This is a genomic window from Streptomyces sp. NPDC005794, assembly GCF_042871445.1.
Lineage (GTDB): Bacteria > Actinomycetota > Actinomycetes > Streptomycetales > Streptomycetaceae > Streptomyces.
Window position 1 is genome coordinate 49,725 of sequence record NZ_JBIAIN010000017.1, and the last position, 19,521, is coordinate 69,245.

Consider the following 19,521-nt stretch of genomic DNA (forward strand, 5'->3'; position numbering starts at 1 on the left):
CTCTCTCGTCGCACGGCGGGACCAGCCGCCAATGACTTCAGCTCCCGCTGGTATCAGCGAGCGATGATGTGAGAGTATCAGTGCATGCTGACTTCAGTCGATCCTGATCTGATCCGGGTGCTGGGCGATCCGCTCCGCCTCCAGATCGTGACCCTGCTGGCGCGCGAGACGCTCTGTACGACGCACCTGGTCGAGGAGACCGGCGCGAAGCAGACCAACCTGTCCAACCACATGAAGGTCCTGCGCGAAGCCGGCGTGGTGGAGACCGAGCCGTGTGGCCGCTTCACCTACTACAAGCTGCGCCCCGAGGTCCTCGCCGGGCTCTCCGAGCAATTCGCGGCGCTCGCCGAGTCCGCCCGCACAGCCGCCGAGAACAAGAGGGCCTGCCCGTGACCTCCACCGAGCCCACCACAGTCTCCACCCAGGGTGCCGGCCCGGCCGGGGACGACTCAATCGTCAAGAAGCTGTCCACTCTCGACCGCTACCTGGCGGTGTGGATCCTGCTGGCCATGGCCGTCGGCCTGGGGCTGGGCCGGCTCATCCCAGGGATGAACGACGCGCTCGCGAAGATCGAGGTCGGCGGGATTTCCCTGCCGATCGCGCTCGGTCTGCTGGTGATGATGTACCCCGTGCTGGCCAAGGTCCGCTACGACCGGCTGGACACGGTCACCGGCGACCGCAAGCTGATGGTGTCCTCGCTGGTGATCAACTGGGTCGTCGGCCCCGCGGTCATGTTCGCCCTGGCGTGGATCTTCCTGCCCGACCTGCCCGAGTACCGCACCGGGCTGATCATCGTCGGTCTCGCCCGCTGCATCGCCATGGTCATCATCTGGAATGACCTGGCCTGCGGCGACCGCGAAGCCGCAGCCGTCCTCGTCGCGTTGAACTCCGTGTTCCAGGTCATCATGTTCGGTGTGCTGGGCTGGTTCTACCTGGACCTGCTGCCGCAGTGGCTGGGCCTGGGCAACGGACAGGGTCTCGATGTCCCCGTGTGGCACATCGCGCTGAACGTCATCGTCTTCCTCGGCATCCCGCTCCTGGCCGGTTTCCTCACCCGCCGCATCGGCGAGAAGAAGATGGGCCGCCAGTCCTACGAGACGAAGTTCCTGCCGAAGATCGGCCCCTGGGCGCTGTACGGGCTGCTGTTCACGATCATCATCCTGTTCGCACTTCAGGGAAAGACGATCACCTCGCAGCCCCTGGACGTCGTACGCATCGCCCTCCCCCTGCTGGTGTACTTCGCGATCATGTTCTTCGGCTCCTTCCTCCTCGGCAAGGGCCTTGGCCTCGCCTACGACCGTACGAGCACCCTCGCGTTCACCGCGGCAGGCAACAACTTCGAGCTGGCCATCGCCGTCGCCATCGCGACCTTCGGCGTCACCTCCGGCCAGGCGCTGTCCGGTGTGGTCGGTCCGCTGATCGAGGTGCCCGTCCTGATCGGGCTCGTGTACGTGGCGCTGGCCTGGCGCAAGAAGTTCGCCCCTGCAGCCCTCACCACATCAGGAGGAGAATCCTGATGCACTGCCTCGACTGCCGCACCGCAGGGACGAACAGCCCCACCATCGGCATCTGCCAGGCATGCGGAGCGGGGGCATGCGCGGTTCACGCCCGCATCGCACCCCGGACTGTGCGGCTCGGCAGCCAGCTAGGAGTTCCAGGTGAAACCGGAGCTCGCCGGGTGCTGTGCCTACTGTGTGCCGCAGCCGAGGCGCCGGGCGCGGCGGTCCTGACGCCGTGACCAGGCAGACAGACGTAGTGGTGATCGGCGGCGGGCAAGCCGGCCTCGCCGCCGGGTACTACCTGCGCCGCAAGCAGCTGGACTTCGTGATCCTGGACGCCCAGGGCATGCCCGGCGGAGCGTGGCAGCAGACGTGGGACTCGCTGCATTTGTTCTCACCGGCCGCGTTCTCCTCGCTGCCTGGCAGGCTCATGCCTGGCCAACCCGGTCAGGAGTACCCGGACGCCAAGCACGTCGTGGACTACCTGACCGATTACGAGCAGCGCTACGACCTCCCGATTCACCGCCCGGTCCGTGTCCAGCAGGTGCGCCGGGACGTTGATCGACTACGAGTGGAGACAGGCACCGACACCTGGTCGGCCCGCGCGGTCGTCTCGGCGACCGGCATTTGGTGGCGCCCCTTCCTGCCCGCCACTCCCGGCCGCAACGATTTCGTCGGCCGCCAACTGCACACCACCGGCTACCGGAGACCGTCCGACTTCGCCGGGCAGCGAGTCGTCGTGGTCGGCGGCGGGAACTCGGGGGCGCAGATCGCTGCGGACCTCGCTACTCACGAAGGCGTTGACCTGTCCTGGGTCACCCAGCGGCCACCCCACTTCCTCGCCGACGACATCGACGGCCGGGCCCTCTTCGACGCTGCGACCGCCAGGCGTCGCGCCCTGGACGAGGGACGCACCGATACCGGCGGGGTTGCCTCGCTGGGCGACATCGTCGCTGTCTCCCCAGTCCGCGAGGCCCGAGATGCCGGACTGCTCAAGGCGTCACCGATGTTCACCCGGCTCACCGCCGATGGCATCGAGTGGGCCGACGGCACACGTGCCGAAGCCGACGCCATCATCTGGTGCACCGGCTTCCGACCAGCCCTGTCTCACCTCGCCCCACTGGGCCTGCGGGGTCTGCGCGGCCACATCGACACCCACGGCACCCAGGCCGTCGGCGAACCGCGCCTGCATCTCCTGGGCTACGGCGACTGGACCGGGCCCGCCTCGGCCACGCTGATCGGCGTGGGCCGTCCTGCCCGCGACGCGGCCGCAGAGATCGCTGAACTCCTCAGGCGCTGAGGACGGCTGAGGACTGACACCTCAAGCCGGCTCAAGGACGACTACTGGTCCACCGGCAGCTCAGTTGACGTGATGGCTTCGGCGTTCAATCAGTTGAACGTCCCGCCACATTCCGTGGAGTCGGCCGACGCGCTCGCGTGTCCCGATAACGCGGAAACCGGCTTGCCGGTGCAGGGCGAGACTGGCCGTGTTCTCAGGGAAGATCCCCGACTGGATGGTCCAGATCCCAGCTGCCTCCGTGGAGGCGATCAAGGCGTGCAGAAGAGCACGACCAATGCCCTGACCGCGGGCGGCAGGGTGAACATAAACGGAATGCTCGACCACACCGGCGTACGCGACACGAGCCGAGACCGCAGAAACGGCGATCCAGCCGATCACGCCCGCGTCGGGAGTGCGCGCGACCAGTCGATGGCTGGTCAGCCTGGGCCTGTCGAACGCTTCCCAGGACGGAGCCGCAGTCTCGAAGGTGGCATTGCCCTCGTCAATCCCGGACTGGTAGATCGCCAGGACCTGTTGAGCGTCCTCTGCAAGCATGGGGGTGAGGGTGAATTGCGCGGGCACTGCGAATCCTTCCTGCCACACGATGCTGGCGCTGATTGTGCCGCGCGGCACAGCGGCGGCAGGTCGGAAAGGTTCGAGTGCCCACAAAGTAGTTAGAACGGAGGGGCGGTCGTGATTTGACTTGCAGGAACCCCCCTTCGGGCAATTATCCCTTCCGCCTTCTTCTTGATTTCATCAGCGGATGCATCATAAATCACTTGTAGGGTGCGATCGAGGATTTCAACTGCATCTAGTACATCTCGAACCCGAACGCCACTTCCATGACTCCCGACGTTTCCCGTCCACTTGACGGCCAACATGAGGTCAGCAGCGTCGGAAAATTCTGGTCGCGCCTTTTTGAATCTCACGATCCTGTTATGGAGGCTCACGTCGTAAGCCTTCCCCTTACTGAACCCTTTCCGCGGGATGCCGTGGTGATCCATCAGCGCTTCAACCGCCGAACGGAGCCTGTTCGCTGCGGAGCTCGGATCTGCCCAGAGGACCGTGGATGCGGACTCAATCCGCTCACGAACCATCTGGGGACAACTTCCGAAGTTCTCAACCAGGGGAAGTTCCGGCATGAAGAACAATGGCGTGAGAAGTTGCTCGTACCCGTTTCCACTTTGCGTGAGGTAGATACTTGTTCGACCGACAACTCTGACAAGGTCGCACGTCTTTTTATGGCATTTCAGAATGCAGTTAAATGCGCCATAAATCCAGTCAGGATCCCAATCTTGGTGCGAGTGCCAAGATTCGCTTCTGGCGGCCTCTTCCTGAACTAGGGAGTCCGGGACGAGAGTCAGTCCAGACCGCTTGCACGTGGGGCACGGAACGTGCGGCCAGTCAGCTGGGTCTTCAGAGAGGCCCTGCGCTATTTCGCGTAGATCTCGCACGAATAGGTTTGCCATGGTGCGCATCATGTCAGCTCTCGATGGTCGCACGCATGGGTTTTGGATGCGCAGTCCAGGCACGGGACAGGCTGCAAGAATGCCTCCGTGCGCCCAGGCGCCGTTGGCCCTCAGGAACAAGTTGCTACAGCACCGCAGACACGCCCGGCTGAGCGGACAGTCCTACGCCCTCGGCCCTCTCTCTTCGTGCCGCCCCACGACGGGCTTCAACCGTGGGGCCACTCCGCGGTGTGGCCCCACGACCCGAGCCATTCCACGACGGACTACAGGCGTTCGCCCACACGGCACGGTTCCAACTGGCCTGGAGCTGCGGTCGTCAGCCCTTCCGCAGCCGGGACAGCACGTGCCCTGCGTCGCGGCCGACACCGCGCAGGGTCTTGGAGGAGAAGCTGCGCTGGAACTCCATGCCAACGAATCCGAAGCACGGCACGGTGGTGGCGATGCCGCCGCGGTGCAGCGGTGCACCGTCGGCGCCAAGGGCGCCGCTGTCGTGCAGGTAGGGAAAGGTGAGCCGGTAGCCAGTGGCGAGGAGGACCGTATCGACGGTTTCCTTCGTTCCGTCGGCCCACACCACGCCCTCGTTCGTGAACCGGCTGAACATGTCGCGGCGTTCGACGCCATGCCGGTCCAGTGCAGCCAGGTAGTGGCCGTCATCGATCACGGAGACGGGGACCTTCGTCAGCAGCCGTCGAATCGGGGCGGTATCGAGGCGGGTGTGCTTGAGCCACCAGTGCAGGTCCCGGCCGAGAGGGCGTTGGGGCATCCAGCCGATCGGGCGTCGACTGGCCAGGGTGGTGTCGGCAACTGCGCCGAGATCCGCGGCGATCTGGATCGCGGAGTTGCCTCCGCCGACCACGACGACCCGCTGCCCTGCGAACGCGTCGGGGCTGCGGTAGCCGGCGGCGTGCAGTACCTGGCCGCCGAATTCAGCCCGTCCAGGAATGTCCGGGATGAAGGGTGTGCCGTATTCGCCGGTCGCGGCGATGACCGCCCCGGCGGTGAACTTCCGCCCGTCGCCGGCGAGCACGGACCAGGCGCCGTCCTGGTGCGATACAGAGGTAACGGAGGTCGAGATGCGAATGTCGGCGGGCAGGCGGTTGGCGTAGTCGCGCAGGTAATCCACGACTTCGTCCCGCCGTGGGTAGCGGTCCGGGTCGCCGGGGAACCGCATGCCAGGAAGGGAGGAGTACCGGGCCGGGGAGAACAGGGTGAGGCTGTCGTAGTAGCGCGGCCAGGACCCGCCCGGCTCCTTCGCGGCTTCCAGGACCAGAATGCGGGTGAAGCCGTGCTGCGGGGCAAGCGCCGCGGTGGCCAGGCCCGACTGTCCGGCGCCGATGACGATGAGATCGGCATGCTCCATGAGAATGTGGACCTTCCACTTGAGTCGTTATTTCGGGAAGTGACGAAATGTTGGGCAGGGAGCTGTGACAGAGAACAGCGCCGAGACATCCCCGGTGGATCCGGCGACGGCCGACTTCCTCAAGGCTTTGGCCAGCGAAACCCGCCAGAGAGTGCTGCAGCAGTTCGCCGGCGGGATCGAGCTGACGGTCGGCGAGATCGCCGAGCGCTGCGCGCTTAAGCCGTCGACCGCCTCGGAGCACTTGAGCCTGCTGCGCCGCGGCGGCTTGGTGATCTCCCGCAAGGACGGCAAGCAGGTCTACTACCGGGCCGACGGCGCCACGATGGTCCAGCGCCTCTCCGCGCTCCAGGCGTACCTGGCGAACTGCTGCCCGCCCGACTGCGCTGCTTGACCCGCAGGGGCGGGCGGGGAGGTCAGCTGCGCAGGTCGAGCATGGCGGACATGGCCGCCACGACGGACGGGGCGACCTGGTAGTAGACCCAGGTTCCGCGTCGCTCCGAGGTCAGCAGGCCGGCCTCGCGCAGCTTCTTCAGGTGATGGGAGACCGTCGGCTGGGAGACGCCGACGTCCTGGATGTCGCACACGCACGCCTCGCCGCCGGGATGTGAGGCAACCCTGGAGAACAGCCGAAGCCGGATCGGGTCGGACAGCGCCTTGAACATCGCGGCCATCCGCTCCGCGTCGTCCTGCGACAGCTCTCCCGCAGTGATCGGCGGGCAGCACGGCACCGCCGTTCCGGGGTCCAGAACCGGCAGCTCCACTACCTCTGACTTCGACATGCGTCTATGTTGACACTCATCAATGCGAGTGGCAAGCTTCAAATATAGACAGCAATCGAAACAGCGACCGGGTACGGTCGCCCATCCCGGAGGACCTCACCGCCATGACCACCACTGCAAACCTTCCGGTAGTCGTCATCGGCGCCGGCCCTGCCGGGCTCGCAGCCGCCGCCCACCTCGTCGAGCGAGGCATCGAACCACTGGTCCTGGAAGCCGGGTCCTCCGCGGCCACCGCGGTGCGCGACTGGTCGCACGTACGGCTCTTCTCCACCTGGAATGAACTGACCGACCCCGCCGCCGAGAAGCTCCTGGCGCCGACCGGCTGGACCAAGCCCGCCGCGGAGATCTACCCCACTGGCGAAGACTGGGTCGAGCAGTACCTCCAGCCGCTCGCCGATGCCTTCGGGGACAAGGTCCGCTACGGCGCCACCGTCACCGGAGTCTCCCGCCTCGGCCGCGACCGGATCGTCGACGCCGACCGGGACCAGCAGCCCTTCACCATCCGCATCGAGCTCGCCGACGGCGCCGAGGAACGAATCATGGGCCGTGCCGTGATCGACGCGTCCGGCACCTGGTCCACCCCCAGCCCTATCGGCGCCGACGGCCTCCCCGCTCTGGGCGAACACTCCGCCTCCGCCCGCATCTCCTACCGCATCCCTGACCTCAAGGATCGTGCAGTCCGGGCCCGGTACGCAGGAAAGCGCACCGCCGTCATCGGTTCGGGGGCCTCCGCGTTCACCGCGCTGGCCACCCTCGCCGACCTCGCAAAGCACGAACCGGGCACGCACTCCGTGTGGGTCCTGCGCCGCGGCATCAGCGGCTCCACCTTCGGCGGTGGCAGCGCCGACCAGCTTCCCGCCCGAGGCGCCCTGGGCCTGGCCGCCAAAGCCGCCGTCGACGACGGGTACGCCGACGCCGTCACCGGCTTCCGCACCGAAGTCATCGAGCACACCGACAACGACCGCCTGACCCTCGTCGGTGAGGACGGCCGGCGACTCGACCCGGTGGACGAAGTCATCGTCCTGACGGGCCTGCGCCCCGACCTGTCCTTCCTGTCCGAGCTCCGCCTCGCTCTGGACGAGCGCCTGCAGGCGCCGGTGGAGCTCGCACCGCTCATCGACCCGAACCAGCACTCCTGCGGCACCGTGTACCCGCACGGCCACCGCGAACTGTCCCACCCCGAAAAGGGCGTCTACCTCGTCGGCATGAAGTCCTACGGCCGCGCCCCCACCTTCCTCGCCATGACCGGCTACGAACAGGTCCGCTCCGTCACCGCCGCCATCGCCGGCGACACCGAGTCCGCCGACCGCGTCGAACTCACCCTCCCCGAAACCGGAGTCTGCGGAGGCGCCGGACTCTTCGACGACCCTGCCGCCGGCCAGACCGACGAGGGCGGCTGCTGCGCTCCGGCACCCGCCCTCGTACAGATCGGCACCGGCATCTCCGTGCCGGTCGCAGCCGCCGAGGACACGGCGTCCGGTGGGTGCTGCGGGTCCTGAAACAGGGCGCCCCGGTCACTCCCGGCCCGGGCGCTTCCGCTCCGATTCTGGAGGAACGTCATGTCACGCATACAACTCGCCTTGCGCGTCCCCGACCTCCAAGCATCGATCGCCTTCTACAGCAAGCTCTTCGGCACCGAGCCGGCCAAACTGCGCGACGGGTACGCCAACTTCGCCATCGCCGACCCACCGCTCAAGCTGGTCCTCGTCCAGGGCACACCGGGCGCGGACACACGCATGGACCACCTCGGCGTCGAAGTCGCCAGCACCGAAGAAGTCCACTCCGCCACGACCCGCCTCCAGGACCAAGGGCTGGCGACCGACATCGAGAACGACACCACCTGCTGCTACGCCCGCCAGGACAAGGTGTGGGTCCACGGCCCCGGCAAGGAACCGTGGGAGATCTACGTCGTCAAGGCGGACGCCGACTCCATGGCCAAGCAGAAGAACAGCACCTGCTGCGCAGGCCCCGTCACCGAAGCAGGCCCGCCGGCGCCCGTCGAGGCTGGTGGCTGCTGCCCGTGACCAAGCTCGACGCCCACGGGGCCGCGACCGGAACAGGGGACCGGTCGCGGCCCCGCGCCGTGCTTCCCGCTCTGTGCGCCACACAGATCACCAGCTGGGGCATCATCTACTACGCCTTCCCCGTCCTGAACCCAGCCATCACCGCAGATACCGGCTGGCCCGCAGGCGCCACGACAGCCGCGTTCTCCGCAGCCCTGCTCATCTCTGCCTTCGCCGGGATCCGAGTCGGCCGGATCATCGACCACCGCGGCCCGCGCACCGTCATGACCGCTGGTTCCGTCCTCGGCGTGGCCAGCCTCCTCGTCATTGCCGCCGCCCCCAACCTGCCGGTGTTCTTCATCGGCTGGCTGCTGGCAGGACTGGCCATGGCGGCCACCTTCTATCAGCCTGCCTTCGCCGCACTGACCCGTTGGTGGGCACCCGACCACGTTCGCGCCCTTACCGTCGTCACCCTCGCCGGTGGACTGGCTTCGACCGTCTTCGCACCCCTGACGGCCATGCTCGCCGACCACCTGACCTGGCGGGCCACGTATGCCGTCCTCGCTCTCATCCTCGCCACAGTGACCGTGCCCGCCCACGCCCTGGCACTGAGAGCACCCTGGCCCGAGGCTCCGCCCGCACCAGCTCACGCCGGCGAATCCGCGACCGCCGTGTCGCGCAGCCGGCCATTCTGGATGCTGGCCACCGCACTGACCCTCTCCGCGTTCGCTGTCTACGCGGTCGTCGTCGCCCTGGTACCGCTTCTACTGGAGCGCGGGTACTCCACCAACCAAGCCGCCTGGGCGCTTGGCCTGGGCGGCGCGGGCCAAACCCTTGGCCGCACCTTGTACGCGACACTCGCCCGCCACACCAGGGTCATCGCGCGCACCACCACACTGATCGCGCTCAGCGGCGTCACCACAGCCACCCTCGCCTTCACGCCCGGCCCCTACGCCCTGTTGGTCGCCTTGTCGGTCGCGGCCGGGATGGTTCGCGGCAACCTCACCCTGCTGCAGGCGACCGCCATCACCGACCGCTGGGGCACCACCCACTACGGCCGCCTGTCCGGACTCCTCGCAGCACCTGCGACCACGGCCTCAGCCCTCGCCCCATTCGCCGGCGCGGCGCTGGCCTCACCACTCGGCGGATACCCGCTCCTGTTCGCACTGCTTGCCGCTGTTTCAGGACTTGCCGCTCTGATTGGACTGAGCACGGGCGCTGGCCATAGCCCTCTCCACCTCCGCTGCTAGGGCTTCCTCCATGCGTGGGCTGCGCCAGCACCGCCACACGCGCGGGGGCAACCGGCCAAGGGGGCGACTGCCCTGAGCCCAACTCTTGATCACCCGGCTGTTGCGCCGTCAGCTTCCTTGCCAGTCAGAAAAGTTGCGCAGCCGAACCCCGCCACCCTTAGCTTTTTCCGTGATATTTTCACGCGTGTGATTAAGGATGAGGTCGCGCACATCCGCGACGCCACCGCGCAGCTCTGCGAGCCCCTTCACGACGCTTTCGCGTGGGCCGTCCAACATCAGCGGGCCCAGTTACCCGAGATGGACGGGCCCTCCTACGGCTGGATCCGCACGCACATGACCCGCGCCTTCGTCCACTACCGTCTTGGGTCAGCGGTAGCCAGGTTGGGAAACTGGAAGCTCAGCGGTAATCACCGCAGGAACGGCGAGCTGTGGCTGACGAACGACGAGTACTGCACTCGGCTGCTCCACGCCTTCAGAGACGACCACGTCCCCGCCCCCGGCCCGAACCATCAGCGGCGAGCCTTCTACCAGAACCGCCCGCTGACAAAGTTCGGCCAGTCGACCCTGATGGGCCCGGAAGACAACGACCTGCTTATCCTCTGGCGTATCGATGCCGAGGGAGCGCCGTTGTTCCGCGTAGTACGGACCATCGGAACGTGGAGGTTCGGCAAGGAGCAGCGCGCCGACCTCGATTTTCCACTGCTCGCCAGCGCGTCCGACCTGCGAGACCTTCACTTCGAACCGCAAGATGAAGGTCTGGAACTCGAACTTCCGGATGAGGAGACAAACGATGCCGACGGCACTGGAGGCTTCCCCTGGTGAGCGGCTGCGGACGCTCCGCGACCTCCTCGGGCTCACTGGTGCCGATCTCCACCGTCTGACGGGAATCAGCCAGAGCTGGACGTCGCAGGTTGAGACAGGCGCACGTGAGCCGGCCGAGGACCGGCTTCGCACGATCGCTGAAGCCACCGACACACCCATGAGCTTCTTCTACGCACAGCCCTCCTCCGTGCCCCTGGACTCGTTGCGCTTTCGCAAGATGGCAAGTGCGAGCCGGACCGTCACACGCCGGATCAGTGCGTTCTACGGAGAGAGCTTCCGCGTGACGGAGGAGATCACCGGCAACGCCGGGTACCCAGCACCTCCGCTCCCGTTCGCCAGTTCACCGGACCTCTCCGAGAAGGACATCGAGGAGCTAGCCGCTCAGACGCGCGAAGCTCTGCGCCTGGCGCCGGACAAGCCCATCCCGCATCTAACTCGCGCGCTTGAGCGCGCCGGCATCTCTGTCGCACCCATCGTGCTACCCGACCCAACGGGCGACGCAGTCAGCCCGACCAACAAGCACTTCGGCGTCTCATATTGGGCAGGCATCGGAGAGACCGCGCTGATCGCGTACTTCCCCGGCGCGCAGGGCGATCGGGACCGCTTCACCCTCGCCCATGAACTCGGCCACCTGGTGCTTCATACCTTCCGGCCGCGTGCAGCAGACCCGGAAGGAGAAGCAAACCGGTTCGCTGGCGCCCTACTCGTCCCCTACGAAAGGGCGCGAGATGAAATCACTGACCGGCTGACCCTGGAGGGGTTCGCACGCCGAAAGCAGGCATGGGGAGTGTCCATCCAGGCGCTGATCCTTCGCGGTGCCGCAGTGGGAAACATCGACGACAGCCGGAAACGATCTTTGTACGTCCAGCTGACTCAGCGAGGCTGGCGGAAGGAGGAGCCCGTTTCAGTGGGGCAAGAAGCTCCCCTCCTCCTGTGGCGCCTCCTACAACGCCAGTACGGGGACAAACCGTACCTCCGCGCGTCCGACCATCTGGCGATCCACCCCACGATTCTGCGGTCCATCGCCCCACAACCAGTCTCGAACGCTTCATCCACAGGGCCCGACCAGCCAAGGGCTGATGGAAAGGTAGTCGCCTTCAAGCCACGGACAAGCCGGCGAAACGGCGACCTGCGCAGCACGGCACCCTGATCACCGCAACGCCGTACGAGAGAGTGAAGTCGTCGCTGGGCGCCCTCTCGCCACGCCGGACCAATAAGCCCCCAACCCCTCTCATGCGTGAGCGATGCGTGAGCGATGCGTGAGCGGACGGTCCAGCACAAGGCGTCACGAGCCGGACCGACTACGAAGCCGCGTGGCGCTGACCAGGCCGGACAGCACCACGCGGCAGGCTCAGGCACTACCCGGCAAGGATTCGATCCCACTCCTAAAGCGGGTGTCGCAGGTTCGAATCCTGCCGGGGGCACAAGGTCAAAGGCCACCTAGGAACGTTCCTAGGTGGCCTTTGACATCTGCTTCCGACATCAACGGCGGGTCAATCACGGCCGGGCGCGCCTCTTGAGCAGCCTGTCCATGTGGCTGATGGCTTCGCGCCGGGTGTCCTGGACGACGTGTTTGCAGACGTCCATCGTGATGCTGATCTGGCTGCGGCCGAGGATCTCCATCACGACGCGAGGAGCGACCCCGGCCGCAGTGAGGATCGTGGCGCAGTCGTGGCGAGCATCGTGCAGGCGGATCACCCGGAGGCCGGCTGCTTCGGCAACCAAGGTGAAGGAGCGGTGGACGTTCCGCGGCCCCACCGGGCGCCCGGTCCGTAGGGCCATACAAGTGCCCGTGCTGCCGGCTCATGACTCTGAAGACATCGGCCCCCCTCTGACCCCACACCTCACCGCCCCGCAGTCCACGGGATACGGCTCAGTGGAACAGCGCGTACAGGCGGTCTCCAGCAACATGACCGAGAAAGCGGCCGACGTGTTCCGGTGTCCGGACCACCAATGGTGAGGTCTCTGGCCGGTGCGCTCCCGGTGGAGGATGCGTTCCTCGGTCCGTACGAGCTGACCGCCCCAGCCAGCGGCAGGGCAGGGCAGGGGAATCAGAACACGCGATCGCGTCGGATGTGATGGGGGATGAGGTCCAAGAACACGTGCGACGCGCGTGGGTGAAACGCGTCGCTGACAAGACCACGCTGAGCGTCCAGGACAGTCGGTGTTCGCCAACGACACTGCGCGCGGCCGGTCCGGACGACGTCGCAGACTCGGAGCGCAGGAAAGCCACACCGAGACCGTGCGCCACCTGGTCCGGGATCGTGGTGACGCCGGACACCTCCATCAGGACGCGCGGCCGTCTCCGCAGTCCGGTATCGCGCTCACCCCGTGCAGTCCGGTATCGCGCTCACCTCGTCGCCTCCGGCGCGATCTCCCCGATCAGGCCCTCCACCAGCACCCTGGTCTCGTCCCGGATCGGGCGGACGGCCGCCACTCCCTGGCCGGCCGGGTCGTCCAGCTTCCAGTCGAGGTACCGCTTGCCCGGGAAGACCGGGCAGGTGTCGCCGCAGCCCATGGTGATGCACACGTCGGACTCACGGACGGCGTCGGCGGTGAGGATCTTCGGGGTCTCGGCGGAGATGTCGATGCCGACCTCGGCCATCGCTGCGACGGCGGCGGGATTGACGGAGGCACCGGGGTCCGAGCCGGCGGAGCGGACCTCGACGCGATCCCCCGCCAGGTGGGCCAGCCAGGCGGCTGCCATCTGGGAACGGCCGGCGTTGTGGACGCAGACGAACAGGACGGACGGCTTGCCGGAGGACTCGGCCATGGTGATCGTTCTCTCTCGTCGCACGGCGGGGCCAGCAGCCCATGACTTCAGCCCCTGCTGATATCAGCAGATGGTGATGTGACAGTATCCGCGCATGCTGCCTTCAGTCGATCCTGATCTGATCCGGGTGCTGGGCGATCCGCTCCGCCTCCGGATCGTGACCCTGCTGGCGCGCGAGACCCTCTGCACGACCCACCTGGTCGAGGAGACCGGCGCGAAGCAGACCAACCTCTCCAACCACATGAAGCTCCTGCGTGAGGCCGGTGTGGTGGAGACCGAGCCCTGCGGCCGCTTCACCTACTACAAGCTGCGCCCCGAGGCCCTCGCCGGCCTCTCCGAGCAGTTCGCGGCACTGGCCGAGTCCGCCCGCACCGCGGCCGAGAACAAGAGGGCCTGCCCGTGACCACCGAGCGCACCACTACGACACCCACTGCCGACCGGGCCGGGGGCGGGGACGACTCGATCGTCAGGAAGCTCTCCACCCTCGATCGCTATCTCGCGGTGTGGATCCTGCTCGCCATGGCCGTCGGCCTGGGAGTGGGCCGGCTGATCCCCGGGATGAACGACGCGCTGGCGAAGATCGAGGTCGGCGGCATCTCCCTGCCCATCGCGCTCGGTCTGCTGGTCATGATGTACCCGGTCCTGGCCAAGGTCCGCTACGACCAGCTCGACACCGTCACCGGCGACCGCAAGCTGATGGTGTCCTCACTGGTCATCAACTGGATCGTCGGACCCGCGGTCATGTTCGCCCTCGCGTGGATCTTCCTTCCCGACCTGCCCGAGTACCGCACCGGCCTGATCGTCGTCGGGCTGGCCCGCTGCATCGCGATGGTCATCATCTGGAACGATCTCGCCTGCGGAGACCGCGAAGCCGCAGCCGTGCTCGTCGCGCTCAACTCCGTGTTCCAGGTGATCGCGTTCGGTGTGCTGGGCTGGTTCTACCTCGACCTGCTGCCGCAGTGGCTCGGCCTGGGCGACGGACAGGGCCTCGACGTGCCCGTGTGGCACATCGCGCTGAACGTCGTCGTCTTCCTCGGCATCCCGCTGCTGGCCGGATTCCTCACCCGCCGCCTCGGCGAGAAGAAGATGGGCCGCGAGTCCTACGAAGCGACGTTCCTGCCGAAGATCGGGCCCTGGGCGCTGTACGGACTGCTCTTCACGATCGTCATCCTCTTCGCGCTCCAGGGGAAGACCATCACCTCGCAGCCGCTGGACGTCGTGCGCATCGCACTGCCGCTGCTCGTCTACTTCGCGATCATGTTCTTCGGCACCTTCCTCCTCGGCAAGGCCCTGGGTCTGGCCTACGACCGCACCGCGACCCTGGCCTTCACCGCCGCGGGCAACAACTTCGAGCTGGCCATCGCCGTCGCCATCGCCACCTTCGGCGTCACCTCGGGCCAGGCACTCTCCGGCGTGGTCGGCCCGCTCATCGAGGTCCCCGTCCTGATCGGCCTGGTGTACGTCGCGCTGGCCTGGCGCAAGAAGTTCACCCCCGCGGCACCGACCGCCTCAGGAGGGAACGCCTGATACGCGTTCCGTCGGCCCTCAGGCTGCGCACCCGACGTCAGCCACTCAGGTCGAGCATGGCTGACATGGCCGCCACGACGGACGGGGCGACCCGGTAGTAGACCCAGGTCCCGCGCCGCTCGGAGGTCAGCAGTCCGGCCTCGCGCAGCTTCTTCAGGTGGTGGGAGACGGTCGGCTGGGAGACGCCGACGTCGGAGATGTCGCACACGCACGCCTCACCGCCCGGGTGGGAGGCGACCTTGGAGAACAGGCGCAGCCGCACCGGGTCGGACAGCGCCTTGAACATCACGGCCATCTTCTCCGCGTCGCCCTGCGACAGCTCCCCGGCGGTGATCGGCGGGCAGCAGGGCACCACCGTTCCGGCGTCCGGAACCGACAGCTCGACCATTCCTGAATTCGACATGCGTCTATGTTGACATCCATCGATGCCGAGTGCCAGGCTTCATATATAGACAGCAATCGAAACAGCAACCCCTACCGGTCACCCGTTCCGAACGACGTCACCGCCATGACCGGCTACGAACAGGTCCGCTCCGTCGCCACCGGCCAGGCCGACGAAGGTGGCTGCTGCGGGTCCTGAACCGCCGCTTCCCCGGCCTGCCCGGCCGGGGTACCTCCACCCCGTGTCAGGAGGATCGTCATGTCCCGAGTACAACTCGCCCTGCGCGTCCCCGACCTCACCGCCTCGGTCGCCTTCTACAGCAAGCTCTTCGCCACCGAACCGGCCAAGCTGCGCGACGGATACGCCAACTTCGCCATCACCGATCCACCGCTGAAACTCGTCCTCGTCCAGGGCACACCGGATGTGGACACGCACATGGACCACCTCGGCGTGGAAGTCGCCACCACCGAAGCCGTGCACGCGGCCACCACCCGCCTCGCGGACGGAGGGCTGACGACCGACGTCGAGAACGACACCACCTGCTGTTACGCCCTCCAGGACAAGGTCTGGGTCCACGGCCCCGGCCGGGAACCGTGGGAGGTGTACGTCGTCAAGGCGGACGCCGACTCGATGGCCGGGCAGAACGGGCAGACCGAGCAGACCGGGCAGACCGGGCAGACCGGGCAGAAGGACGGCAGCTGCTGTCCGTGACCGGGCTCGACGCCCGCGCGCCGCGACCGGAACAGGGGACCGGTCGCGGCCGCCGCACCGTCACCCCGCACCGCCGTCCCGCCCCCGCTCCCCCAGGACCTCGCCGATCACATGCCGGGCCGTCTCCGCCATCACCGGGTTCGACGTCCGGTAGTACGACAACTCCATGAGCGCGACGGACAGGGCCCAGCCCCGGCCCCGTGCCCACTCCGCAGCGTCCGCCCCCACCCGCGTACGGAAGACCCGCCTCGCCCCGGCCGGCAGCAGGTACCAGCCCGCGAGCAGGTCGACCGCGGGGTCGGCCAGGCCCATGCAGCCGAAGTCGATGACCGCGCCGGGCCGGCCGTCCGAGACCAGGACGTTGCCGGGCTGGAGATCTCCGTGGACCCATACGGCCGGGCCCTGCGGGGCGGGGGCGCGCAGGGCGTCCGACCACACGGCTGACGCCGCCCCGGTGTCGATGACGCCGTGCAGCGTGTCCAGAGCGCCCCGGGTGGCCGCGTCGCGTGCGGCCAGTGGTTCGCTGCGGAAGGCGGGCGGACCGCCGGTGGTGTCGACGCCGCGCAGCGCGAGGACGAACTCCGCGATGCCGGCGGCGAACGCGGCGCTGCCCGAACCGACGGCCGGGTTGTCCCCGTCGATCCAGCAGCAGACCGACCAGGACCAGGGGTAGCCCTCGCCGGGCACGCCCTCGGCCAGCGGGACGGGGACGGCGAGAGGGAGGTGCGGGGCGAGACGGGGCAGCCAGTGCCGTTCCGCCGCCACGTCCTTCGAGCCGCCCTCGACGCGGGGCAGCCGCACCACCAGGTCCGCCCCCAGCCGGTAGATGGCGTTGACGGTCCCGTGGGAGCCGACCCGCTCCACGGGGAGACCCGCCCAGGCGGGGAACTGTGCGGCGAGCAGGCGTCGTACGAGCGCCGCGTCGGTCTTCGTCTCGTCGGCGTGCATCGGCCCATGCAAGCCGAACCCGGCACGGGCTGTCGAGCGAAATCCACTGGGACACCCCTGTCCGCTGCGGCAGGATTCGCGCCATGCCCCTCATACTCCCGCCGCGTCTCACCGCCTCCGCCCGGACCCTCCGCGACACCGCCCGGCAGCGGGGTCTGCGGACCGTGGAGCTGCCGGACCACGAGGTGCCCGAGGAACTGCGCGGCGGGAGCGCGCACCTGCACGCCGGTCCTTCCTTCGCCGACGCCGTGGCCCCGGCGCTGGGCATCGCACCGCTCGAAGCCCCCGCCGACTGGCTGGCCCGGCTGCCCATCGCGTTCGTCCGGCGTGAGATCCGCGCGGTGCCCATCCGCGAGGCGTACGGGCTGCGCCGCCCCGCCTTCGTCAAGTCACCCAACGACAAGGGCATTCCGGCCCTGGTCTACGCGGACGGGTCCCGGCTGCCGGGGCCGGACGCGGTCGATCCGGAGACGGTGGTGCTGGTCAGCGATGTCGTCGTGTTCGATGAGGAGTACCGGCTGTATCTGCTCGACGGGCAGGTCCACACCGGCAGCCGGTACGCCGCCTCCGGACGGCTGCACCTGGCTCCGCTGTCCCCTGCGGCGCACGCGTTCGGTACGGAGCTGCTCGCCGCCGCCGGGCACACCCTGCCGTCCGCGATCGTCGTCGACGTCGGGCTCACCGATGTCGGGCAGTGGGCGGTCATCGAGGCCAATGCCGCCTGGGCCGGCGGCTGTTACGAATCGTCCCCGGACCGTGCGCTGGATGTGGTGCTCAGGGCCGCCGGCCCCGCCGCACACCTGACGGAACGGGACAGCGCGTTCGTCCGGTGCGTCAGCGGCAGGAGGCCTTCAGCTGCGCCGCCGCGTGGCCGGCGCTAGGGGCGCAGTTCCTCGGGGCACGGGGTGCCCGGCTGCAGCTGGTACGGCGCCGCCAGGCGGTAGACCCCCGGGCGCGGTGCGAGGAGCTCGGTCCACTCGTCGCCGTCGCCGTCCTCCTCCACCCTGATCAGACAGCCGTGGGCGTTGGTGAAGTCCTTCGGCGCGCTCTCGTCCTCCGCCGAACGCAGCTTGGACGACTCCGTCTCCTGGGGCCGCTCCACGCCCTTGCCCTCGTCGTCCACGACGGCGAGCCACCGGGAGTACGGGATCCGGATCAGGACGCGGCCCGCCGACTGCACGTGGATCGTCAGCTCGTCGTCGCCGGCCCTCTCCACCGTCGCGGGCGGGTCCGCGAGCGGCACCGGGTCCAGGACCCGGAACAGCTTCCAGTTGGCGTCGCTCCAGACCGCCTTCAGATACGGCTGCCCCTTCTCGACGAGCGCCGCCTCCTGCTCGCCACCGGAGTCCGGCTTCCCGGTCGGCAGCACCACGTAGTGCACGGCCCAGCGGTCCAGCCACTCGCGGTAGTTCACTGCGTCGAGGGTGTCGTCGTAGAAGAGCGGGTTGCGCTTCAGGTCGGCCTGCCGGTTCCAGCCACGGGCCAGGTTCACGTACGGCGCGAGCGCCGAGGCCTCGCGGTGGCTGCTGGCGGGCACCACCTCGACCCGGCCCCGCTCCGCCCCGGCCTTCTGGAGCTGGTTGACGAGCGGGGCCAGTTCGCGGTTCCAGGACGCGGTGGGGGCGGTACGGACGATGTCGTCGACGCCCTTGAAGCCGATCCAGAAGTTCAGCCCCGCGAAGACGATGACCAGGGCGTACCAGCGCCGGGTGCGCGGCGCCGTGTACGGGAGCGCGGCGAGCAGGACGACACCGGCGAACAGCATCGCCATGCGCGACACGTTCGAGCCGATCTGCGAGTCGACCACATACGTCAGCAGCGTCCCCATGCCGTAGACCGCGGCGGCGGTCCGCACCGTATGCCAGTCGCGGGGCACCAGGAAGAAGACAAACACGGCGTACAGGAAGGGCAGCGACAGGGTTCCGAGTGCCATCGGCTGGGTGCCCGAGAACGGGAACAGCCAGGCGGACAGGACCACCACCGCGACGGGGGCCAGTCCCAGCGCGTACGCCCCGGGGCGCCGTTTATGCAGGAAGAGCGCCGCGGCGACCACGCCGAGGAACAGCCCGGCGACCGGGCTGCCCGCCGTCGCGAGTCCGGCCAGCGGCGCGGCGACGCCGGCCTTCGCCCACCGCTTGTAGCGCCAGCGGTGGGGCCAGCAGAAGACGGCGGCGACGGCGCCGAGCGCGAACATCATGCCGAGCCCGAACGTCACCCGGCCGGACAGGGCGTTGCACAGGTACGCGAAGACTCCGGCGAGCGCGCACGCGAGGGGGTTACGTACGGCGGGCACCCGCACCAGGATCAGGGCGGTGAGCGCCGAGGACACCGTACCGGCGACCATCATCGTCGTACGGACGCCGAGCACCGACATCAGATAGGGCGACACCACGCTGTACGAGACCGGGTGCATGCCTCCGTACCAGGCGAGGTTGTACGCCGTACCGGGGTGGCGGCCGACGAACTCCGCCCAGGCGTCCTGAGCGGCGATGTCGCCGCCGCTGTTCGCGAAGAAGAAGAACCACAGGAGGTGCACGGCCGCGGCGACCGCGGTCGTGAGAAGGACCGGGTGACGCCGGAGACGGCTCCGTATCGAACCGTCGGTGCCGCCGTTGTCTCCGGCGGCCTGGGCCGGGATCCGGACGGATGCGCGTTCGGCGGGCGGGCCGGTGTTCGCGCTCGTCGGCTCAGCGGTGGTCACTGCGACTCTCCCCGTCCT

At 68.1% G+C, this 19,521-nt stretch carries 22 protein-coding genes and 1 pseudogene; 14 read left to right on the forward strand and 9 right to left on the reverse strand.

Translation table 11 applies throughout. The annotated features are described in order from the left end of the window. Positions 1-84: 84 nt before the first annotated feature. From ACFYQ5_RS25605 to ACFYQ5_RS25615, 3 genes are all read left to right on the forward strand, one after another. Positions 85-393 carry a helix-turn-helix transcriptional regulator gene (locus ACFYQ5_RS25605; RefSeq protein ID WP_103492416.1) on the forward strand — a complete coding sequence of 103 codons (309 nt, stop codon included), beginning with the start codon at positions 85-87 and terminating at the stop codon, positions 391-393. Then, positions 390-1,517 carry an ACR3 family arsenite efflux transporter gene (gene arsB, locus ACFYQ5_RS25610; RefSeq protein ID WP_389200765.1) on the forward strand — a complete coding sequence of 376 codons (1,128 nt, stop codon included), beginning with the start codon at positions 390-392 and terminating at the stop codon, positions 1,515-1,517. Before ACFYQ5_RS25605 ends, arsB (ACFYQ5_RS25610) begins: the two co-directional genes overlap by 4 nt. 217 nt (positions 1,518-1,734) lie before the next feature. Next, positions 1,735-2,799: an ArsO family NAD(P)H-dependent flavin-containing monooxygenase gene (locus ACFYQ5_RS25615; protein WP_389200767.1), complete on the forward strand. Its 1,065-nt coding sequence runs from the start codon at positions 1,735-1,737 to the stop codon at positions 2,797-2,799. A gap of 60 nt (positions 2,800-2,859) precedes the next feature. Here the strand turns inward: ACFYQ5_RS25615 and ACFYQ5_RS25620 are convergent, their stop codons facing one another. The 3 genes from ACFYQ5_RS25620 to ACFYQ5_RS25630 all read right to left on the reverse strand — a co-directional run bounded on the left by ACFYQ5_RS25620 (position 2,860) and on the right by ACFYQ5_RS25630 (position 5,607). Continuing rightward, positions 2,860-3,333 carry a GNAT family N-acetyltransferase gene (locus tag ACFYQ5_RS25620; protein ID WP_389200768.1) on the reverse strand — a complete coding sequence of 158 codons (474 nt, stop codon included), beginning with the start codon at positions 3,331-3,333 and terminating at the stop codon, positions 2,860-2,862. Positions 3,334-3,452: 119 nt separating this feature from the next. After that, the gene (locus ACFYQ5_RS25625; RefSeq protein WP_389200770.1) at positions 3,453-3,920 is read right to left on the reverse strand and encodes a DUF4145 domain-containing protein; all 468 of its coding nucleotides are present in this window, start codon (positions 3,918-3,920) and stop codon (positions 3,453-3,455) included. 643 nt (positions 3,921-4,563) lie between these two features. Further along, positions 4,564-5,607, reverse strand: coding sequence for a flavin-containing monooxygenase (locus ACFYQ5_RS25630; protein WP_389200772.1), 1,044 nt, complete (start codon positions 5,605-5,607; stop codon positions 4,564-4,566). Positions 5,608-5,671: 64 nt separating this feature from the next. On the opposite strand from ACFYQ5_RS25630, the gene ACFYQ5_RS25635 reads away from it, so the two are divergent. Continuing rightward, positions 5,672-5,998: an ArsR/SmtB family transcription factor gene (locus tag ACFYQ5_RS25635; protein ID WP_389200773.1), complete on the forward strand. Its 327-nt coding sequence runs from the start codon at positions 5,672-5,674 to the stop codon at positions 5,996-5,998. 22 nt (positions 5,999-6,020) lie between these two features. Here ACFYQ5_RS25635 and ACFYQ5_RS25640 read toward each other — a convergent pair whose 3' ends face one another. Continuing rightward, on the reverse strand, positions 6,021-6,386 hold the full coding sequence (locus ACFYQ5_RS25640) for an ArsR/SmtB family transcription factor (RefSeq protein ID WP_389200775.1): 366 nt from the start codon (positions 6,384-6,386) through the stop codon (positions 6,021-6,023). 104 nt (positions 6,387-6,490) lie between these two features. Between ACFYQ5_RS25640 and ACFYQ5_RS25645 the strand changes: the two genes are divergently transcribed. From ACFYQ5_RS25645 to ACFYQ5_RS25665, 5 genes are all read left to right on the forward strand, one after another. Then, positions 6,491-7,885 carry an NAD(P)-binding domain-containing protein gene (locus ACFYQ5_RS25645; protein ID WP_389200776.1) on the forward strand — a complete coding sequence of 465 codons (1,395 nt, stop codon included), beginning with the start codon at positions 6,491-6,493 and terminating at the stop codon, positions 7,883-7,885. A 60-nt stretch (positions 7,886-7,945) separates the two neighbouring features. After that, on the forward strand, positions 7,946-8,410 hold the full coding sequence (locus tag ACFYQ5_RS25650) for an ArsI/CadI family heavy metal resistance metalloenzyme (protein ID WP_389200777.1): 465 nt from the start codon (positions 7,946-7,948) through the stop codon (positions 8,408-8,410). Then, positions 8,407-9,639 carry an MFS transporter gene (locus ACFYQ5_RS25655; RefSeq protein WP_389200778.1) on the forward strand — a complete coding sequence of 411 codons (1,233 nt, stop codon included), beginning with the start codon at positions 8,407-8,409 and terminating at the stop codon, positions 9,637-9,639. The genes ACFYQ5_RS25650 and ACFYQ5_RS25655 overlap by 4 nt, the downstream gene beginning before the upstream one ends. 186 nt (positions 9,640-9,825) lie before the next feature. Then, entirely contained in the window at positions 9,826-10,461 is a 636-nt protein-coding gene (locus ACFYQ5_RS25660; protein WP_389200779.1) for a hypothetical protein, read from the forward strand. After that, complete coding sequence (locus ACFYQ5_RS25665; RefSeq protein ID WP_389200780.1) at positions 10,430-11,611, forward strand: ImmA/IrrE family metallo-endopeptidase; 1,182 nt, start codon at positions 10,430-10,432, stop codon at positions 11,609-11,611. The genes ACFYQ5_RS25660 and ACFYQ5_RS25665 overlap by 32 nt, the downstream gene beginning before the upstream one ends. 347 nt (positions 11,612-11,958) lie before the next feature. On the opposite strand, the pseudogene ACFYQ5_RS25670 reads toward ACFYQ5_RS25665, so the two are convergent. Both ACFYQ5_RS25670 and ACFYQ5_RS25675 read right to left on the reverse strand, forming a co-directional pair. Then, a pseudogene (locus tag ACFYQ5_RS25670) lies at positions 11,959-12,237 on the reverse strand (tyrosine-type recombinase/integrase); the annotation flags it as partial. A 574-nt stretch (positions 12,238-12,811) separates the two neighbouring features. Next, positions 12,812-13,234 carry an arsenate reductase ArsC gene (locus ACFYQ5_RS25675; protein WP_389200781.1) on the reverse strand — a complete coding sequence of 141 codons (423 nt, stop codon included), beginning with the start codon at positions 13,232-13,234 and terminating at the stop codon, positions 12,812-12,814. 94 nt (positions 13,235-13,328) lie between these two features. Between ACFYQ5_RS25675 and ACFYQ5_RS25680 the strand changes: the two genes are divergently transcribed. Continuing rightward, a complete protein-coding gene (locus ACFYQ5_RS25680; protein WP_389200782.1) occupies positions 13,329-13,637 on the forward strand; it encodes an ArsR/SmtB family transcription factor in 309 nt (102 codons plus the stop codon). Beyond that, positions 13,634-14,761, forward strand: coding sequence for an ACR3 family arsenite efflux transporter (gene arsB, locus ACFYQ5_RS25685; protein ID WP_389200783.1), 1,128 nt, complete (start codon positions 13,634-13,636; stop codon positions 14,759-14,761). Before ACFYQ5_RS25680 ends, arsB (ACFYQ5_RS25685) begins: the two co-directional genes overlap by 4 nt. Positions 14,762-14,798: 37 nt before the next feature. Here the strand turns inward: arsB (ACFYQ5_RS25685) and ACFYQ5_RS25690 are convergent, their stop codons facing one another. After that, positions 14,799-15,164 (reverse strand): ArsR/SmtB family transcription factor, encoded by a 366-nt coding sequence (locus ACFYQ5_RS25690; RefSeq protein ID WP_389200784.1) that lies wholly within the window; start codon positions 15,162-15,164, stop codon positions 14,799-14,801. Between the two features lie 6 nt (positions 15,165-15,170). On the opposite strand from ACFYQ5_RS25690, the gene ACFYQ5_RS25695 reads away from it, so the two are divergent. Together ACFYQ5_RS25695 and ACFYQ5_RS25700 are read left to right on the forward strand one after the other, a co-directional pair. After that, on the forward strand, positions 15,171-15,341 hold the full coding sequence (locus tag ACFYQ5_RS25695; RefSeq protein ID WP_389200785.1) for a hypothetical protein: 171 nt from the start codon (positions 15,171-15,173) through the stop codon (positions 15,339-15,341). A 60-nt stretch (positions 15,342-15,401) separates the two neighbouring features. Beyond that, positions 15,402-15,854 carry an ArsI/CadI family heavy metal resistance metalloenzyme gene (locus tag ACFYQ5_RS25700; RefSeq protein ID WP_389200786.1) on the forward strand — a complete coding sequence of 151 codons (453 nt, stop codon included), beginning with the start codon at positions 15,402-15,404 and terminating at the stop codon, positions 15,852-15,854. A gap of 60 nt (positions 15,855-15,914) precedes the next feature. Here ACFYQ5_RS25700 and ACFYQ5_RS25705 read toward each other — a convergent pair whose 3' ends face one another. Beyond that, positions 15,915-16,802, reverse strand: a complete 888-nt coding sequence (locus ACFYQ5_RS25705; protein WP_389200788.1) for an aminoglycoside phosphotransferase family protein — start codon at positions 16,800-16,802, stop codon at positions 15,915-15,917. An 83-nt stretch (positions 16,803-16,885) separates the two neighbouring features. On the opposite strand from ACFYQ5_RS25705, the gene ACFYQ5_RS25710 reads away from it, so the two are divergent. Continuing rightward, positions 16,886-17,683 (forward strand): ATP-grasp domain-containing protein, encoded by a 798-nt coding sequence (locus ACFYQ5_RS25710; RefSeq protein ID WP_389200790.1) that lies wholly within the window; start codon positions 16,886-16,888, stop codon positions 17,681-17,683. Here ACFYQ5_RS25710 and ACFYQ5_RS25715 read toward each other — a convergent pair. Next, positions 17,680-19,503, reverse strand: a complete 1,824-nt coding sequence (locus ACFYQ5_RS25715) for an MFS transporter (protein ID WP_389200791.1) — start codon at positions 19,501-19,503, stop codon at positions 17,680-17,682. The genes ACFYQ5_RS25710 and ACFYQ5_RS25715 overlap by 4 nt on opposite strands. Positions 19,504-19,521: the final 18 nt, after the last annotated feature.

Coding starts and splice junctions, on each gene's coding strand:
- ACFYQ5_RS25675 (WP_389200781.1), bottom strand. CDS start 13,234: ATGGCCGAGTCCTCCGGCAAGCCGTCCGTCCTGTTCGTCTGCGTCCAC.
- ACFYQ5_RS25710 (WP_389200790.1), top strand. CDS start 16,886: ATGCCCCTCATACTCCCGCCGCGTCTCACCGCCTCCGCCCGGACCCTC.
- ACFYQ5_RS25690 (WP_389200784.1), bottom strand. CDS start 15,164: ATGTCGAATTCAGGAATGGTCGAGCTGTCGGTTCCGGACGCCGGAACG.
- ACFYQ5_RS25640 (WP_389200775.1), bottom strand. CDS start 6,386: ATGTCGAAGTCAGAGGTAGTGGAGCTGCCGGTTCTGGACCCCGGAACG.
- ACFYQ5_RS25700 (WP_389200786.1), top strand. CDS start 15,402: ATGTCCCGAGTACAACTCGCCCTGCGCGTCCCCGACCTCACCGCCTCG.
- ACFYQ5_RS25620 (WP_389200768.1), bottom strand. CDS start 3,333: ATGCTTGCAGAGGACGCTCAACAGGTCCTGGCGATCTACCAGTCCGGG.
- ACFYQ5_RS25665 (WP_389200780.1), top strand. CDS start 10,430: ATGCCGACGGCACTGGAGGCTTCCCCTGGTGAGCGGCTGCGGACGCTC.
- ACFYQ5_RS25625 (WP_389200770.1), bottom strand. CDS start 3,920: ATGCCGGAACTTCCCCTGGTTGAGAACTTCGGAAGTTGTCCCCAGATG.
- ACFYQ5_RS25645 (WP_389200776.1), top strand. CDS start 6,491: ATGACCACCACTGCAAACCTTCCGGTAGTCGTCATCGGCGCCGGCCCT.
- ACFYQ5_RS25695 (WP_389200785.1), top strand. CDS start 15,171: ATGTTGACATCCATCGATGCCGAGTGCCAGGCTTCATATATAGACAGC.
- ACFYQ5_RS25650 (WP_389200777.1), top strand. CDS start 7,946: ATGTCACGCATACAACTCGCCTTGCGCGTCCCCGACCTCCAAGCATCG.
- ACFYQ5_RS25705 (WP_389200788.1), bottom strand. CDS start 16,802: ATGCACGCCGACGAGACGAAGACCGACGCGGCGCTCGTACGACGCCTG.
- ACFYQ5_RS25605 (WP_103492416.1), top strand. CDS start 85: ATGCTGACTTCAGTCGATCCTGATCTGATCCGGGTGCTGGGCGATCCG.
- ACFYQ5_RS25630 (WP_389200772.1), bottom strand. CDS start 5,607: ATGGAGCATGCCGATCTCATCGTCATCGGCGCCGGACAGTCGGGCCTG.
- ACFYQ5_RS25680 (WP_389200782.1), top strand. CDS start 13,329: ATGCTGCCTTCAGTCGATCCTGATCTGATCCGGGTGCTGGGCGATCCG.